General features: G+C 41.8%; 10 protein-coding genes, 13 tRNA genes and 1 rRNA gene (1 of these 24 running past the window's edge). 2 read left to right on the top strand and 22 right to left on the bottom strand.

The window, feature by feature from the left end; genetic code table 11:
• The first annotated feature begins 258 nt into the window (after window positions 1–258).
• Both EEL30_08690 and EEL30_08685 read left to right on the top strand, forming a co-directional pair.
• A complete protein-coding gene (locus tag EEL30_08690; protein QDX92398.1) occupies window positions 259–813 on the top strand; it encodes a hypothetical protein in 555 nt (184 codons plus the stop codon).
• Window positions 814–855: 42 nt separating this feature from the next.
• Window positions 856–1443, top strand: coding sequence for a hypothetical protein (locus tag EEL30_08685; protein ID QDX92397.1), 588 nt, complete (start codon window positions 856–858; stop codon window positions 1441–1443).
• Between the two features lie 181 nt (window positions 1444–1624).
• On the opposite strand, the gene purB is transcribed toward EEL30_08685, so the two are convergent.
• The 22 genes from purB to EEL30_08575 all read right to left on the bottom strand — a co-directional run.
• Window positions 1625–2932: an adenylosuccinate lyase gene (gene purB, locus EEL30_08680; GenBank protein ID QDX92396.1), complete on the bottom strand. Its 1308-nt coding sequence runs from the start codon at window positions 2930–2932 to the stop codon at window positions 1625–1627.
• Window positions 2932–4086, bottom strand: coding sequence for a 5-(carboxyamino)imidazole ribonucleotide synthase (gene purK, locus EEL30_08675; GenBank protein ID QDX92395.1), 1155 nt, complete (start codon window positions 4084–4086; stop codon window positions 2932–2934). Before purK ends, purB begins: the two co-directional genes overlap by 1 nt.
• A complete protein-coding gene (gene purE, locus EEL30_08670; protein ID QDX92394.1) occupies window positions 4079–4597 on the bottom strand; it encodes a 5-(carboxyamino)imidazole ribonucleotide mutase in 519 nt (172 codons plus the stop codon). The genes purK and purE overlap by 8 nt, the downstream gene beginning before the upstream one ends.
• A gap of 221 nt (window positions 4598–4818) precedes the next feature.
• Complete coding sequence (locus EEL30_08665; GenBank protein QDX92393.1) at window positions 4819–6189, bottom strand: NCS2 family permease; 1371 nt, start codon at window positions 6187–6189, stop codon at window positions 4819–4821.
• 256 nt (window positions 6190–6445) lie between these two features.
• Complete coding sequence (locus EEL30_08660; protein ID QDX92392.1) at window positions 6446–7984, bottom strand: glutamine-hydrolyzing GMP synthase; 1539 nt, start codon at window positions 7982–7984, stop codon at window positions 6446–6448.
• A 288-nt stretch (window positions 7985–8272) separates the two neighbouring features.
• Window positions 8273–10516 (bottom strand): DUF4129 domain-containing protein, encoded by a 2244-nt coding sequence (locus EEL30_08655; GenBank protein QDX92391.1) that lies wholly within the window; start codon window positions 10514–10516, stop codon window positions 8273–8275.
• Between the two features lies 1 nt (window position 10517).
• A complete protein-coding gene (locus EEL30_08650) occupies window positions 10518–11726 on the bottom strand; it encodes a DUF58 domain-containing protein (GenBank protein ID QDX92390.1) in 1209 nt (402 codons plus the stop codon).
• A gap of 15 nt (window positions 11727–11741) precedes the next feature.
• On the bottom strand, window positions 11742–12695 hold the full coding sequence (locus EEL30_08645) for a MoxR family ATPase (GenBank protein ID QDX92389.1): 954 nt from the start codon (window positions 12693–12695) through the stop codon (window positions 11742–11744).
• Between the two features lie 481 nt (window positions 12696–13176).
• Window positions 13177–13259 (bottom strand) — tRNA-Leu (locus EEL30_08640).
• Window positions 13260–13268: 9 nt separating this feature from the next.
• Window positions 13269–13344, bottom strand: a tRNA-Lys gene (locus EEL30_08635).
• A gap of 7 nt (window positions 13345–13351) precedes the next feature.
• Window positions 13352–13426, bottom strand: a tRNA-Gln gene (locus tag EEL30_08630).
• A 7-nt stretch (window positions 13427–13433) separates the two neighbouring features.
• A tRNA-Thr gene (locus EEL30_08625) sits at window positions 13434–13509 on the bottom strand.
• 11 nt (window positions 13510–13520) lie between these two features.
• Window positions 13521–13596: transfer RNA gene (locus tag EEL30_08620), tRNA-Phe, on the bottom strand.
• Between the two features lie 64 nt (window positions 13597–13660).
• Window positions 13661–13737 (bottom strand) — tRNA-Asp (locus EEL30_08615).
• Window positions 13738–13743: 6 nt separating this feature from the next.
• Window positions 13744–13820 (bottom strand) — tRNA-Met (locus tag EEL30_08610).
• 18 nt (window positions 13821–13838) lie between these two features.
• Window positions 13839–13914, bottom strand: a tRNA-Val gene (locus tag EEL30_08605).
• A 9-nt stretch (window positions 13915–13923) separates the two neighbouring features.
• Window positions 13924–14000 (bottom strand) — tRNA-Glu (locus tag EEL30_08600).
• Between the two features lie 23 nt (window positions 14001–14023).
• Window positions 14024–14108 (bottom strand) — tRNA-Leu (locus EEL30_08595).
• Window positions 14109–14124: 16 nt separating this feature from the next.
• Window positions 14125–14201: transfer RNA gene (locus EEL30_08590), tRNA-Met, on the bottom strand.
• Window positions 14202–14221: 20 nt separating this feature from the next.
• Window positions 14222–14312 (bottom strand) — tRNA-Ser (locus EEL30_08585).
• Between the two features lie 6 nt (window positions 14313–14318).
• Window positions 14319–14393: transfer RNA gene (locus EEL30_08580), tRNA-Asn, on the bottom strand.
• 59 nt (window positions 14394–14452) lie between these two features.
• A 23S ribosomal RNA gene (locus EEL30_08575) occupies window positions 14453–15196 on the bottom strand (it continues 2189 nt past the right edge of the window).

The following is a 15196-nucleotide window of genomic DNA, read 5'->3' as shown; positions in this document are numbered from 1 at the left end:
GTTAATAAACAGGCTTTCTATGATAACTCCCATAAAAGATTAATCAAGTTTACCGATGAGAGATGTTTTTACAAAAAAATCTTGTTATTCAATTTATTGTATTTTATAATATGTGTATATTTTGAAATTTACATATATTTATTTAAACGGTTATTCTATAAATAAAAATTCATTAATTCATGATGTCTTGAAAAAGGATTAGGGGGTTTTAATATTTTAAAATTGTATTAAGTTAGATTTTCCAAAGTTAATTACAAGATCGTAGGAGGATATTTAACTGTGAACATTCATAAAATTACATTTGGATCTCTAGTTCTATTGGTTAGTTTAACTATTGCAAATACAGCCTTTGCTTACGAAACCACAGGATATGAGTGGGAAAGTGATCTAGTTAGATACAATTATGCCAATGATTTAGGATCTGACTATGTAGATGGTCTTAAAGGTGCTCTCTCATCATGGAATAATGCTGTAGAAAAATATATTGCATTCGGGAAAGATACAAAAAAGAGTAGAACCTTCATATATGGTGAGGAGAACTATGGTAAAACGGGTTGGAACGCAGAAACATCTGTGACTCCTTATAAGGGATCTTATTACATTCAGACAGCTTCTATTAATCCAAACTCTTACTATATGGATAGTATGAGCGCTTTTGATATTCAAGGTGTTTTAGGTCATGAATTGGGTCATGTCCTTGGATTAGACCATGTAACTAATAAAAAACAAATAATGTGCACAAGTGCTGGTGGCAGAAAAGTAAACGAGCCAGGTTCTGATGACATAGCTGGTATTAAATCTATTTATAAGTAACAGACTTTATTACAATAAAAGTTTGAGAGGAATGAAATTTTGATGGATAAAAGAAAAATTATTCTTCCCTTCATTACAACAGCCATATTATTTTCGGGTGGATATCTGCTATATAGTTCAAATCATACAGAAACAGCTCAATCTAACCAATCACATAAAATTTCTCAAGTAACTACTAATACTAGCAAGAAAGTGGTTAACCTTAGTGGTGATGTTCAAGAGAATTTTGATAGTATTGATGATCTGAAAGAAAGTTCTGAAGTAATTGCAGAAGTCGAAATAATGAAAGATGAAGGTTTTGAATACCGTAATGTGATATTTACCCTTAGTGAAAGTAAATTACAAAAGGTTTACAAAGGGGACTTCAAAGAAGGAGACACTTTAGAGATTCTCGAAACTGGAGGATTTAAAGATGGTGTAGAATATACTTTCGAAGGAAATGAAGTATTAAAAGAAAAAGACACAGCTATTGTCTTCTTAGAAAAGTATGAAGGACCAGTTGCTGAAAATGCCTATGTAATTAAAGGAGTCTATCAAGGGAAATTTATTAAAAATAACGATAAGTTAAAAACTGCTAACGGGGTTAGTCAAGGTTTAAAGGTAAACAACATTCAGGAATTAGGTTTCTAATACATGTTTCATTTCAATTATTCACCAAGAAAAAACACATTCCTGAAATGATACAAAATACAAGTTTTGGAGCGGGAGCGCTCCTTTTTTTATTATGTTCTCAGATTAAAAAAAGGAGTATAGGGGCAGAGCCCCTATACTGCCTATATTACCTATCAAGCGGGCAAAACTAATTTTTCATTCACTTACCCTCAACTAATCCCAAACGCACAAAAATAGTATCCACATGCTTTAAATGATAACGATAGTCGAAGCAAGCTTCTAGCTCTTCTGAGGTCAGCAATTGCTTCACTGTTTCATCCTCGCTGATAATCTCTTTAAATGAACGTTGCTCTTCCCATGCTTGCATCGCACGTGGTTGTACGGTGTCATATGCTTTTTCACGGCTCAAGCCTTTATCAATTAATTTGAGTAGCACTTGTTGAGAATAAATCAGTCCAAACGTACGCTCCATGTTGCGCTTCATGTTCTCAGGGAACACCGTTAGGTTCTTCACGATGTTCATGAAGCGACGCAACATATAGTTAAGCAGCTGTGTCGCATCCGGTAAAATAACACGTTCTACAGAAGAATGCGAGATATCGCGCTCATGCCAAAGTGGTACATTCTCATAAGCAGACATCATATGACCACGGATAACACGTGAAAGACCAGAGATATTCTCAGAACCAATCGGGTTACGTTTATGTGGCATCGCCGACGAACCCTTCTGCCCTTTTGCAAATGCCTCTTCCACTTCCCGAATCTCACTCTTTTGTAATCCCCGGATTTCAGTAGCAAATTTGTCCAAAGAAGTAGCGATCAACGCAAGCGTAGCCATGTACTCTGCATGACGATCACGTTGCAACGTTTGTGTCGAGATAGGAGCCGCTGTCAGACCAAGCTTTTTACATACATGTTGCTCTACATATGGATCAATGTTAGCATACGTCCCAACTGCCCCTGACATTTTACCCGCTTCCACTTCTACACGTGCAGAACGGAATCTTGCCAGGTTACGTTTCATCTCTTCATACCATAGTGCTACTTTCAGACCAAAAGTAGTTGGCTCAGCATGCACACCATGTGTCCGACCCATCATGACCGTATTTTTATGTTCAATAGCCTTCTCCTTTAAGACTTCAATAAAATCAACAATATCCTTTTCAATAATTTCGTTTGCTTGGCGAATAAGGTAACCAAGTGCTGTATCTACTACATCAGTAGATGTTAAGCCATAGTGTACCCATTTTTTTTCATCGCCCTCCATAGTTTCCGATACGGCACGCGTAAAAGCTACCACGTCATGACGCGTCTCTTGTTCTATTTCATAGATACGGTTTACATCAAAACTAGCATTCTTCCATAGCTTTTCAACATCCTCTTTTGGAATAACGCCTAACTCCGCCCATGCTTCACAAGCTAGAATTTCTACTTCCAACCATGCCTTATATTTATTTTCTTCTGTCCAGATTTCGCGCATTTCTGGCCTTGTATAACGTTCAATCATTACTTCATTCCTCCATTTATTGACCATATTCCAAGTTTATCTGCCTGCTGTAGTGCTTCTTCTACGGATTCGGAAACAAGATTTATATGACCCATTTTGCGTTTTTCTTTTGCCTCTTGTTTCCCGTACAAATGCAATTTAGCTTTCTTGGGTAGTTGATCTATCTTTTTGAGTAAAGGTGCGACATGCCCACCTAAAATATTAACCATAACGACCGGACTAAGCAACTTCGTAGATCCAAGTGGTAAGTTACTGATCGCTCGAACGTGCTGCTCAAATTGCGAGGTCAAACAGGCATCCATTGTATAATGACCAGAATTGTGCGGCCGCGGAGCCATTTCATTTATATAAAGCTCCCCATCTTCCGTAAGAAACATTTCCACAGCAAGTAACCCAACCATTTCTAGCTTTTCTGCCAACGTAATGGCCAATCTCTCTGCTCGCTGTTGAATCTCTATCTCAATCCGAGCTGGAACAATACTTTGGTGCAAAATGTTTTCTAGATGAATATTTTCAGCTATAGGAAAGGCAGCGACTTCCCCTGATAAATTACGAGCTACTATTACAGATAGCTCCTTAGTAAAGGGAACAAACTTTTCTACGATTAGCTCAGTCTTAGCTTTAGCAAGACACGCAAACGCTTCTTCTATTTCTTCAAGCGAGCGTAATACCCATTGTCCCTTTCCGTCGTAGCCTCCTGTTGCTGTTTTCATAACAGCAGGCAAGCCTAACTCCACAGCAGCCGCTCTCACCTCTTCTGCTGAAGCTACAACCCTAAATGGCGCTACGGGCAAGCCACATGCTTGAATCGCAGTCTTTTCACGAATGCGATGTTGTGTGATGCTTAGTAGCTTACTTCCTTGTGGAACAAAAGCTTCCTTTTCTAAAATCGCTGCTACACCAGCATCTACATTCTCAAATTCATACGTAATCACATCACTGAGCCGTGCCAATTGTCGAGCCGCCTGTTGATCGTCGTAGCTGGCAACTATCTGCTGATCGCTGACTTGACCGCATGGTGAATCTTCTGTAGGATCCAGCACCACAAACCGATACCCCATTGCTCTTCCAGCAAGTGCAATCATTCTCCCTAGTTGTCCCCCGCCTAATAGACCAATGGTACCTCCTGGTTTGATCTGCTTTTTTTTATTCATGAGGCAAATCGCTCTCTTCCATAACCTTTTTTCGAGTTGCTTCTCTTCGTTCTGTTAAGCGCTGACTTATCTTTTCGTCATACGTCCCAATGATTTGGGCGGCTAACAAACCAGCATTCGTAGCCCCAGCCTTACCAATTGCTACGGTAGCAACCGGAACACCACCCGGCATCTGCACGATAGACAACAGAGAATCTAACCCGTTTAAAGCAGCTGATTTCACTGGTACACCGATGACAGGAAGAATTGTCTTAGCCGCTATCATGCCCGGAAGATGAGCCGCTCCACCTGCTCCAGCAATAATCACCTTCAGACCTCTTTCTTTAGCGGTCTCAGCATACTCAAACATGAGATCAGGCGTTCGATGAGCAGAAACTACCTGCTTTTCATACGGAATTCGTATCTCCTCTAGAATTTGGCAGGCTTCTTTCATCGTTTCCCAATCAGAAGTACTTCCCATGATAACTCCCACAACCGGTGCAACCACGCAACTTCCCCCTTGATCTTCCATTTTCGTTATTTTCCGTCTTTCATATCATTCCAGGTTCAGTTTAACAAAATAAAACATAAAACGTCAATAAAACACGAACATTTTAGTTTCAATATTAGATTTTCATTCCCCTTTACCTTACTATCATATATAAAAAGAAAAAGCCTTCTGACCTGTCTCAAAAGAAGACAGATCAAGATGACCTTTTCATGGTGATAATCTAGTGATATTCCAAAAACAACCTATTCACGGAACCAAATGAAGTAAACCAGAAAAACGACGAATAGTACATACATTGCTGGGTGTACTTCACGTGCTTGACCTTTAAATGCTTTTGTGACTGGATAGAAAATGAATCCACAAGCAATACCAGCTGCAATGCTAGAAGATAGAGGCATCATCAGCATCGTAAGGAAGGCTGGCAAGGATTCTTCTAATTTATCCCATTCAATGTTACGCAAGCTACTAGCCATCAACACACCAACAATAATCAAAGCGGGTGCTGTAACAGCGGGAGTAATAACAGCCAGCAGTGGGAAGAAGAACAGCGACAGCAGGAACATAAATCCAATGACAACCGCTGTAAAACCAGTTCTACCGCCTGCAGCAACACCTGCTGTAGATTCAATATAGCTTGTTGTTGTAGAAGTACCTAACAGCGCACCAGCCATACCAGCAACAGCATCAGAAGCAAGCGCTGATCCAGGACGCTCCAGTTTACCGTCTTTTAACAATCCTGCTTGATTACATACTCCAAGCAATGTACCCGTTGTATCAAAGAAATCCACAAATAGGAATGTGAAAACAACAATGAACATGCCTTGAGAAAAAATAACACTTGGGTCTAATAGATAAGGTAAGGCAACGCCAAGAGTCGGAGCCAAACTAGGAGGAGAAGATATCACTTGTGTAGGTAGTTCTACCACTCCAAAAATCATCCCCGCAACCGCTGTAATCAACATTCCGAAAAATACCCCAGCGTGAATGCGTCTTGCTAATAAAATCCCCGTAACCAACAATCCAAAGACAGCTAATAATGCATTTTTTACTGTAAGAATTTGTACAGCATCCATACCTTCTTTAAAGCTTAAGTGCCCCATTGTTACCATGGTAGCTGGAGAATCTACGATAATACCTGCATTTTTCAGACCCATAAAAGCAATAAACAAACCGATCCCCGCTGTCGTAGCATTCTTTAAATTTTGCGGGATCGCATCAATTATCTGCGAACGAATACCCGTTAAAGACAAGATCAGGAACAAGGTACAAGAAACAAATACACCAGCCAAGGCTTGTTGCCAAGGAATCTGCATGGTCAGAACTGCTGTAAAGGCGAAGAATGCATTCAATCCCATACCTGGTGCTTGACCTATCGGTAACTTCCCGACAACACCCATGATAAGTGTACCAATAGCCGCAGCAAGTGCAGTAGCAGTAAACACGGCATCATGCGGAGGGAATTTTGCCTGTAGTTCTGGTGGCAAACCTGCCCCACTTAAAATGTTTGGATTTACGGCCAAAATATATGCCATTGCCAAGAAGGTTGTTAGACCAGCAATAATCTCTCGACGATACGTGGTGCCATGTCGATCAAACTCAAAATACTTACGCACCCTTTGTCCCTCCTAATAGTAACCTGTATCAAGTAATATTTGCTGAAAAGACAAGTTTTGTTCGAATAATGACAAATAACATTCGGTAAAAACATAAAAACGTGCGATAATTCCCGCCAAACAAGTCGTTATCAGTCGAAAATCCGAATAAAAACTCGAACTTCAGCCACACAACGAAAGTTTAACAAGAACATCGCACGCTGTCAATACAAAACACGAACGTTTATACTAATTTAACATAAATTATACGTATTTATTATTCCCACTCAATAGTTGCTGGTGGTTTGGAAGTAACATCGTACACAATACGGTTTACATTGTCTACTTCATTAACAATACGTACAGAAATTTTCTCCAATACATCCCATGGAATACGAGCCCAGTCGGCTGTCATTCCATCGATGGAAGTTACTGCACGAATTCCTACTGTGTAAGAGTACGTACGAGCATCACCCATTACCCCCACGCTCTTCATGTCAGGCAAAGCAGTGAAGTATTGCCAAATTTCGCGATCCAATCCAGCTTTTTGAATCTCTTCACGCAAGATAGCATCAGATTCACGAACAATTTCTAACTTATCTTCTGTAATCTCACCTAAAACACGAATACCAAGACCAGGACCTGGGAAAGGCTGTCTCCAAACGATTGCATCAGGAAGACCTAGCTCTTTACCTAGTTTACGTACTTCATCTTTGAACAATGTATCTAAAGGCTCGATTAGCTTAAAGTTCATGTCTTCTGGTAGACCGCCTACATTGTGGTGAGATTTAATAGTTTGAGCCGTAGCTGTTCCACTCTCAACAATGTCCGTATAAAGTGTACCTTGAGCTAGGAAGTCCATATCCGTAAGCTTAGCAGCCTCTTCATCAAACACGTAAATGAATTCGTTACCAATGATCTTACGTTTTTGTTCTGGATCAGTTACACCTTTTAATTTGTTCAAGAAGCGTTCACGCGCATCAATTTTGATTACTTTCATATCAAATTTGCCTACGAACGTTTCCATTACACTTTCCGCTTCACCTTTACGCAACAAACCATGATCAACAAACATACAAGTTAATTGATCACCAATCGCGCGATGAATTAGAGCTGCTACTACAGAGGAATCAACCCCACCGCTCAATGCACACAATACGTTTTTATTTCCAACGGTTTCGCGAATCTCTCTGATTTCGTCCTCAATAAATGTAGTCATGCTCCAGTCGCCCGTGCATTTGCAAATATTAAACAAGAAGTTACTTACAAATTCATGTCCTTTTACGGTATGACGAACTTCTGGATGGAACTGCACACCATATAGATTGCGCTCTGGATGACTGATAGCAGCAATCGGGCAAGAGTCGCTCACTGCGTCAATAACGAATCCTTCTGGTAGTTCTACTACTTTATCTGTATGGCTCATCCATACTACTTCAGAAGATTCCCAGTTACTGTACAAACCATGTTGGTTTTCAAGACGTATTTCCGCTTTTCCGTATTCACGTTTACCAGCGCGTTCTACTTTACCCTTCAATGTTTGGGACATTAATTGCATCCCATAGCAAATACCCAAGATAGGCACACCTAGGTCAAAAATCGCTGGGTCAATTTGTGGTGCCCCTTCTTCATATACACTAGCTGGTCCACCAGAGAAAATAATCCCTTTTGGATTCAGCTCCTTAATTTTTTCCACAGGCGTATTGAAAGGCATCAACTCACTGTATACGCCCAAATCACGTACACGTCTTGCGATCAATTGGTTATATTGCCCCCCAAAGTCTATTACTACCACTAATTCCAACGGCTTTTCCACGGAAAGATCCTCCCTTAACCTTGTATACTTGTACACTCAGTAGACATGTCCAAAACGTTCCTTGAAGATATTATCTCCCTTTCTCTTTTTTGGTATGAAGAATAAAATTCTCCAAATCCATCAAAAAGACAGGCCACATACCCGTAGATGAAATCGTCTGACATCTTCTATGGGCAAATGTCCCTGTCTTTAACGTTGTCATTCAAAAAAGAGGCAGTGGCGTTTCTCCTGCTTACTGCTATCAAAGTATCATATTGTCAAAAATTCTAGCAGATGATGGGGAAATGATCAAGGTTTCATTTGGCGTATTAATCGCTCAATGGTCTGCTGCCATAACGATTTTGCTTTCTCTTCCATTTCCTTCAAGCCATAAAGCGTTTTTTCATAGATAGTTGTTAAATAAAGTAGATCTTGGCGCTTATCTCCGCTAATTTGCAAACGATTCACATATTCTCGCAATGTTTCACCAGAATGTCGAGGCGAAACCATTTTTTCAAATATCGTTAGAACTAACGTAAATCTACGTGGAAAATCATCCTGAGCGTATTGTGTCATTTTGCGTTGTAGCCACCACAAATACATCTGTTGACGTTTTTTCCACAAAAACCATGCTCCCACTATGATAAAAAAACCAATCGGCAATAACCATACCCATGAGAATGCTACACTCTTTTTAGCTACAGGAACGTCCTCATCCTCAAGTCGATCAAGTTGTTTGGGTTTGTTCACTTCTTTATCCTCTGTGGAAGCAGGTATATTTACCTCACTTGACTCATTAGAAAAACGATCGTAATTTACACGCAAAGGAGAGGTAAAAGAAGCTGTTGCTTCAAACGGAATCCAACCGCTACCTGGGAAGTAGACTTCTACCCAAGAATGAGCATCCCTATTTCTTACTTCCATCGTAATGTTGTTGTTGGCGTCCCGGCTAATTTCTTGGCCTGGAGCAAACCCTTTTACCCAACGTGCAGGGATATCAATTGATCGGAGCATTACCACCATAGAAGTCGAAAAATGATCGCAATATCCCTTCATTGTTTCAAATAGAAATTGATCTACAAAATCTTGTCCTTCCCTAGGCATCGTGACATCTTTCGTTTCATAGCGATATCTTCCTTCTGTACGCAAATAATTTTCTATCGCTCTTGCCTTGTCGTAAGGATTTGTTGACGTTTCCGTAATTTTTTCAGCTAGATTCTTTATGCGATCAGGGAGAGCATTAGGCAGCTGCAAATACCGTTCTTGAATATCTCTAGGATAATCGGTACCCGCCATAATAATTTTCTTTTCACTAATCACTGGAATCTCTGCTTGTAGCTGATAATGATCCATGTACTGTTCAACTGGGGTCGGAATCAAGATGCTATCGTCTCTTTCAATAAACGTGCGACTATTTGAATCCTTTTGCATAGCCCCATTAAAGGTTAAAACACCTTGAGAAATCGTGTCATAAGTTAACGTCACATTTCCTGGATTTAACTCTTCAATACCCTTAAGCTGTCCTGGATAAAAAATAGCTGGTAGCTGTTCTCCCTCAGCTTGCATAACAGCCATGACCTTTTTTGTTTCCAAGCCTGAAAACAGCGTATCACTCCACATGTAATTTTTAGGGTGTACGATTGATTCCAGTTGTTTATCACTTTTGATCCAACCTTTACCCGTATAAACATCCTTTGCATCGCCACGCAAATAGTATTTATCATTTGTTGTTACCGTAAATACCTTGGTGTCATCCTGCTGAAAGGGTCCACCCAACGTCTTATCATTGGTGTCGTAACCCACTTTACGGATCACGTCGCTCTTACCTTTTCCAGCCTTTCCTTGCAAAAAACCAATCGGATCGGGCCAAGTGGGATCTGCCTTCGGTGCTGAGTATCCTACACCTATTGCGAGCGAAATGATCATCAGTGGAACCACCAGCGTTTTCCAGATAGCAGACTGAGGTCCTCTATATGTAAAACCCTTTTGAATAGATGATAGATGTAGAGTCGTAATTAGCATAAAGCCAATTAGCAAGGTCCGCATAATCGCACCACTACCATTAAACGGCATAAAGGTATCTAACACAGCAAGATAGGAAATGGTGATAAAGACAAACCATAAGCCTTGTCTTTGTTCTAACACGAGATTATTTAGCAAGGTAACCAATATCAAAATCATGCTTAAAAACAGCAGATTTCTTGAAATAATACTCATATTTGCCCAATCTTGACTAAATATCTTAGTAAAATCTTCACTAACCGCTCGCAACGTTTCCAACAGCCACTCTGGATTAAAAAAAGAAAGCTCTACAAACTCGGCATGAAATATCACAAGGGCAAGGATACCTTTAATCAATAATCCCAGCAAATGACTACGGAAGGTCATATCAACCAATACGATCCCCACCAGCAGATAGAGAAAGCTACTGATATTTCCAGTATCAGAAAGAGTAGGTAGAGGCGACAACCACTCGCGTAACAACAAAAACAAAAACAGGGCAGCTAGCCACTCCAGCCCTTTTTTTTGCTTCCAAAAGGATGCTCCTGACATCTTAGGCACCCCCTATCTGTTTTAACTCTTCATATTCATCCACATGAATTGGTTTACACATTACTTTCACAGCACTTAATCGCTTTAGTGCTTCCTTTTCCTCCACAGTCGGAATCACATGATCGTGCACCCAGAACAACTGAATGTTACGTCCAGACCTAGCTAAATTCCCCAAATGTACCACTAGGTCTTTCGTCAACGAAGAGGTAATCATCACTAGAGTATATCCTTTGGGAAATTCCAATGTTTCTCTTCCTATAACACGTGCAAAGGAATCTTCTCCATCAGAGTGAATCCTCCCCAATTGATCAAATACCCGAAAAAAGTGTTCTTGTGAAATAGCTGGCGGAATAACTATTCGCTCTTTTCCACGTGCTACGAACCCATAGGAATGCAAATTAATGTTCGAATAGTAAATGAGGCTGGCAGCTAGTTTTACACTGGTTTCAAAAATATGGTGATGAATTTGAGTTGAGACAGGCTTTTGCACATCCAGAAAGAAGATCAATTGATTCATCGCCTGATGTTCAAACTCTTTTGTTTTAAGCCCGTGGCCCCTAGCAGATGCTCTCCAATGAATCTGGCTTAACCGATCCCCTCTCTGGTAATCGCGGACGCCTCTCACAGCTGCTACATCGTCTGAACGCAGATGTGCAACATGGACATTACCACTGATACGTCCGTCTCCTGCTGACCAATGGCTAATTTGCTTATAGCTAGGGTAAACTAAAAAATCATTAAATAACTCAATCTTTTTCTGCCGATGTAAGAAACCAAAAAAGTCACCACCAACCAAAATGCATTCTTTCAGCTGATAATGTCCACGAGGGACTGCTGGAATTAAATAATGAATCACTTGTTCCTTTTTAAATCCTGGAAAAATAACTTGTTGATGTGGTTCAAAGTAACCAGCTAATTTATCGGGAAGTGGCTCAACAATTAAGTTCCAGCCAAGTGGGAACCAGAAACGTCGACGGAAAGTTAATGTAACAACAACATCATCGCCATCTTTTAGCCTTTGGCGATCCACCTCCCGCGTAACCTCTAGGGTTGCAAACATCAACAAATATGTTAACCCTTCATAAATACCGAGTATACAAATGCTATAAAACAAAAACCAACTGACGAATCCACCTTGAAACTGTGCATATATATAGCATATCAGCACCAATAGCGCTAACAGAGCTTTATTAAATTTTCGCTGTTTCATTTAGACACCGTCCTCTCAATGTACAGGGACTCGTGTCTCCTGCAACAACCGGTTGATAAAACGTTCCGGCGTTTCCCCGTCCATACGTGCCTCTGGCTTCATGATTAGGCGATGTCTAAAGATAGGAGGTACTAGCTCCTTCACATCGTCTGGAATAACGTAATCACGTCCTTGAATAAACGCATAGGCTTGGGCAGCACGACAAAGAGCCAATGTTCCTCGAGGGCTAATACCCAGATAGACACTTGGGGTGTTCCGTGTTTTTTGACAGAGCCTCACGATATACTCTTTCAATGATTCCGTTACTTTGATTTGAGTGATCATAGATTGTAATTGAGCAATTTCTTGTACACTAATAACAGCCGTTAAACTTTCTATAGGATGAACCGCTCCCATACGAGTTAAAATAGCCATTTCTTCTTTTTCTGTAGGATACCCTAGATGAAGTTGCAGCAAAAAGCGATCCAACTGTGCTTCTGGCAGTGGGAACGTTCCTTCATACTCCAGAGGATTCTGAGTAGCCATAACAAAGAATGGTTGATTTAGTGCATATGTATAGCCATCAATCGTCACAGAATGCTCCTCCATCGCTTCTAGTAGGGCAGATTGCGTCTTTGGCGAGGTACGGTTAATTTCATCAGCTAGCACTACATTTGCAAACAAGGGCCCTTTACGGAATTCAAACTCCATTGTTTTTTGATTATAAATAGAAACACCAGTCACATCAGTTGGAAGTAGGTCAGGCGTAAACTGAATCCTTTTAAATTCTCCACCAATTGATTTTGCTAATGCACGAACAAACATTGTTTTTCCTACACCCGGAACATCCTCTAGCAAAACATGACCTTTTGCCAATAAAGCAACCAAGCCTAGTTCTATCATCTTTCTTTTACCGATTAGGACTTTTTCAATATTCAGTATTAGATTCTCTATAGAATGATGGGGACGATCCACCTGGATCATACTCATATTTACAACCCCTTTGGTTACAATTTAATCTCTTTAGTATAAAAACTATTTTACTCCTATTAACTTACTGGAAGATATATGGAAGGACAAGTGTTAAGTTTTAGCAGATACTGTGAGATATAGGTATTTACTTACATTGTTATTGATTAAAACATTCGGTTCCCACTATGAAATTTCCTGCGCCAAATATAATCTTAAGGCAGACAATGGTGTTCTTTATAATAAGGAAGCGGAACGATTAGCAACGTTATCAGTTTTGATAAAAACATAGTTGTGCTTATAGGATATTTAATAAGACCGCATATATCCTGATAGTACAAAAAAGCTTCATCAAAAATGTTGACGAAGCTTCTATACGCTTGTAATAGTTATTTTATAGGTAACTCTATATATGACGCTTATCTCATAGTTTACGTGACAATAATTTATGTATAAAACAAAAAAAGCCTGCAATCTCTGCGGCTTCTTGCTTAAAAAAATGTGGTGCGGGTGGAGGGACTTGAACCCCCACGGTCGCCCGCCAGAACCTAAATCTGGTGCGTCTGCCAATTCCGCCACACCCGCATATGAAACTGGTGAGCCATGAAGGACTCGAACCTTCGACCCTCTGATTAAAAGTCAGATGCTCTACCAACTGAGCTAATGGCTCATACTAATGGCTGGGGTACCAGGATTTGAACCTGGGAGTGACGGAGTCAAAGTCCGTTGCCTTACCGCTTGGCTATACCCCACCAAAAATGGTGCCGGCGATAGGACTTGAACCCACAACCCCCTGATTACAAGTCAGGTGCTCTACCAATTGAGCTACACCGGCATTATGTATAATGGTGGCTCGGGACGGAATCGAACCGCCGACACGAGGATTTTCAGTCCTCTGCTCTACCGACTGAGCTACCGAGCCTTATTATATCTCTAATTATGATCCTTAATACATAAAAGAATCCTGATTCCACCAAGTAATTAAATGGCGGAGCTGACGGGACTCGAACCCGCGACCTCCGGTGTGACAGACCGGCGTGAACTCCAACTTCACCACAGCTCCAAAATTTGGTTGCGGGGACAGGATTTGAACCTGCGACCTTCGGGTTATGAGCCCGACGAGCTACCGAGCTGCTCCACCCCGCGACAATATGAAAATAAAAATGGTGGAGGATGACGGGATCGAACCGCCGACCCTCTGCTTGTAAGGCAGATGCTCTCCCAGCTGAGCTAATCCTCCGAAGTACTATGGTGACCCGTAGGGGATTCGAACCCCTGTATGACAGCGTGAAAGGCTGCTGTGTTAAACCGCTTCACCAACGGGCCAATATAATTAATTGTTCTCAAGATGGTGCGGTCGGCGAGACTCGAACTCGCACGGGTCGCCCCGCCACCCCCTCAAGATGGTGTGTCTGCCAATTCCACCACGACCGCAGGAGTTATGAAAGACTGGTAGCGGCGGAGGGGGTCGAACCCCCGACCTTTCGGGTATGAACCGAACGCTCTAGCCATCTGAGCTACACCGCCAGGATCTAGATAAAACAATATGGCGGAGAGTGAGGGATTCGAACCCTCGCTACGCTTACGCATACTAACGGTTTAGCAAACCGTCCCCTTCGGCCTCTTGGGTAACTCTCCGTATAATGGCTCCTCAGGACGGACTCGAACCGCCAACCTACCGGTTAACAGCCGGTTGCTCCACCATTGAGCTACTGAGGAACATTCTGAAAGAAACTTGTTCCTTCAAAACTAGATAATGAAAGTCAGCATACAGGCAATGTGGATAAGTCCTCGACCGATTAGTATTCGTCAGCTCCATGCATTACTGCACTTCCACACCGAACCTATCAACCTCATCGTCTATGAGGGGTCTTACTAGCTTGCGCTATGGGAAGTCTCATCTTGAAGGGGGCTTCACGCTTAGATGCTTTCAGCGCTTATCCCGTCCGCACATAGCTACCCAGCTGTGCCACTGGCGTGACAACTGGTGCACCAGGGGTGCGTCCATCCCGGTCCTCTCGTACTAAGGACAGCTCTCCTCAAACTTCCTACGCCCGCGACAGATAGGGACCGAACTGTCTCACGACGTTCTGAACCCAGCTCGCGTACCGCTTTAATGGGCGAACAGCCCAACCCTTGGGACCTACTTCAGCCCCAGGATGCGATGAGCCGACATCGAGGTGCCAAACCTCCCCGTCGATGTGGACTCTTGGGGGAGATAAGCCTGTTATCCCCAGGGTAGCTTTTATCCGTTGAGCGATGGCCCTTCCATGCGGAACCACCGGATCACTAAGCCCGACTTTCGTCCCTGCTCGACTTGTAGGTCTCGCAGTCAAGCTCCCTTGTGCCTTTACACTCTACGAATGATTTCCGACCATTCTGAGGGAACCTTTGGGCGCCTCCGTTACTCTTTAGGAGGCGACCGCCCCAGTCAAACTGCCCACCTGGCATGGTCCTTCCACCCGATAAGGGCGGCAAGTTAGAAACTCCGTACATCAAGGGTGGTATCCCAACGACAGCTC

It is taken from the genome of Brevibacillus laterosporus (genome assembly GCA_007833815.1).
In the GTDB taxonomy this organism is placed as follows: Bacteria; Bacillota; Bacilli; order Brevibacillales; family Brevibacillaceae; genus Brevibacillus_B; species Brevibacillus_B laterosporus_D.
Note: the sequence above shows the minus strand (reverse complement) of the source record. Positions and strands in the feature narration are given on the sequence as shown.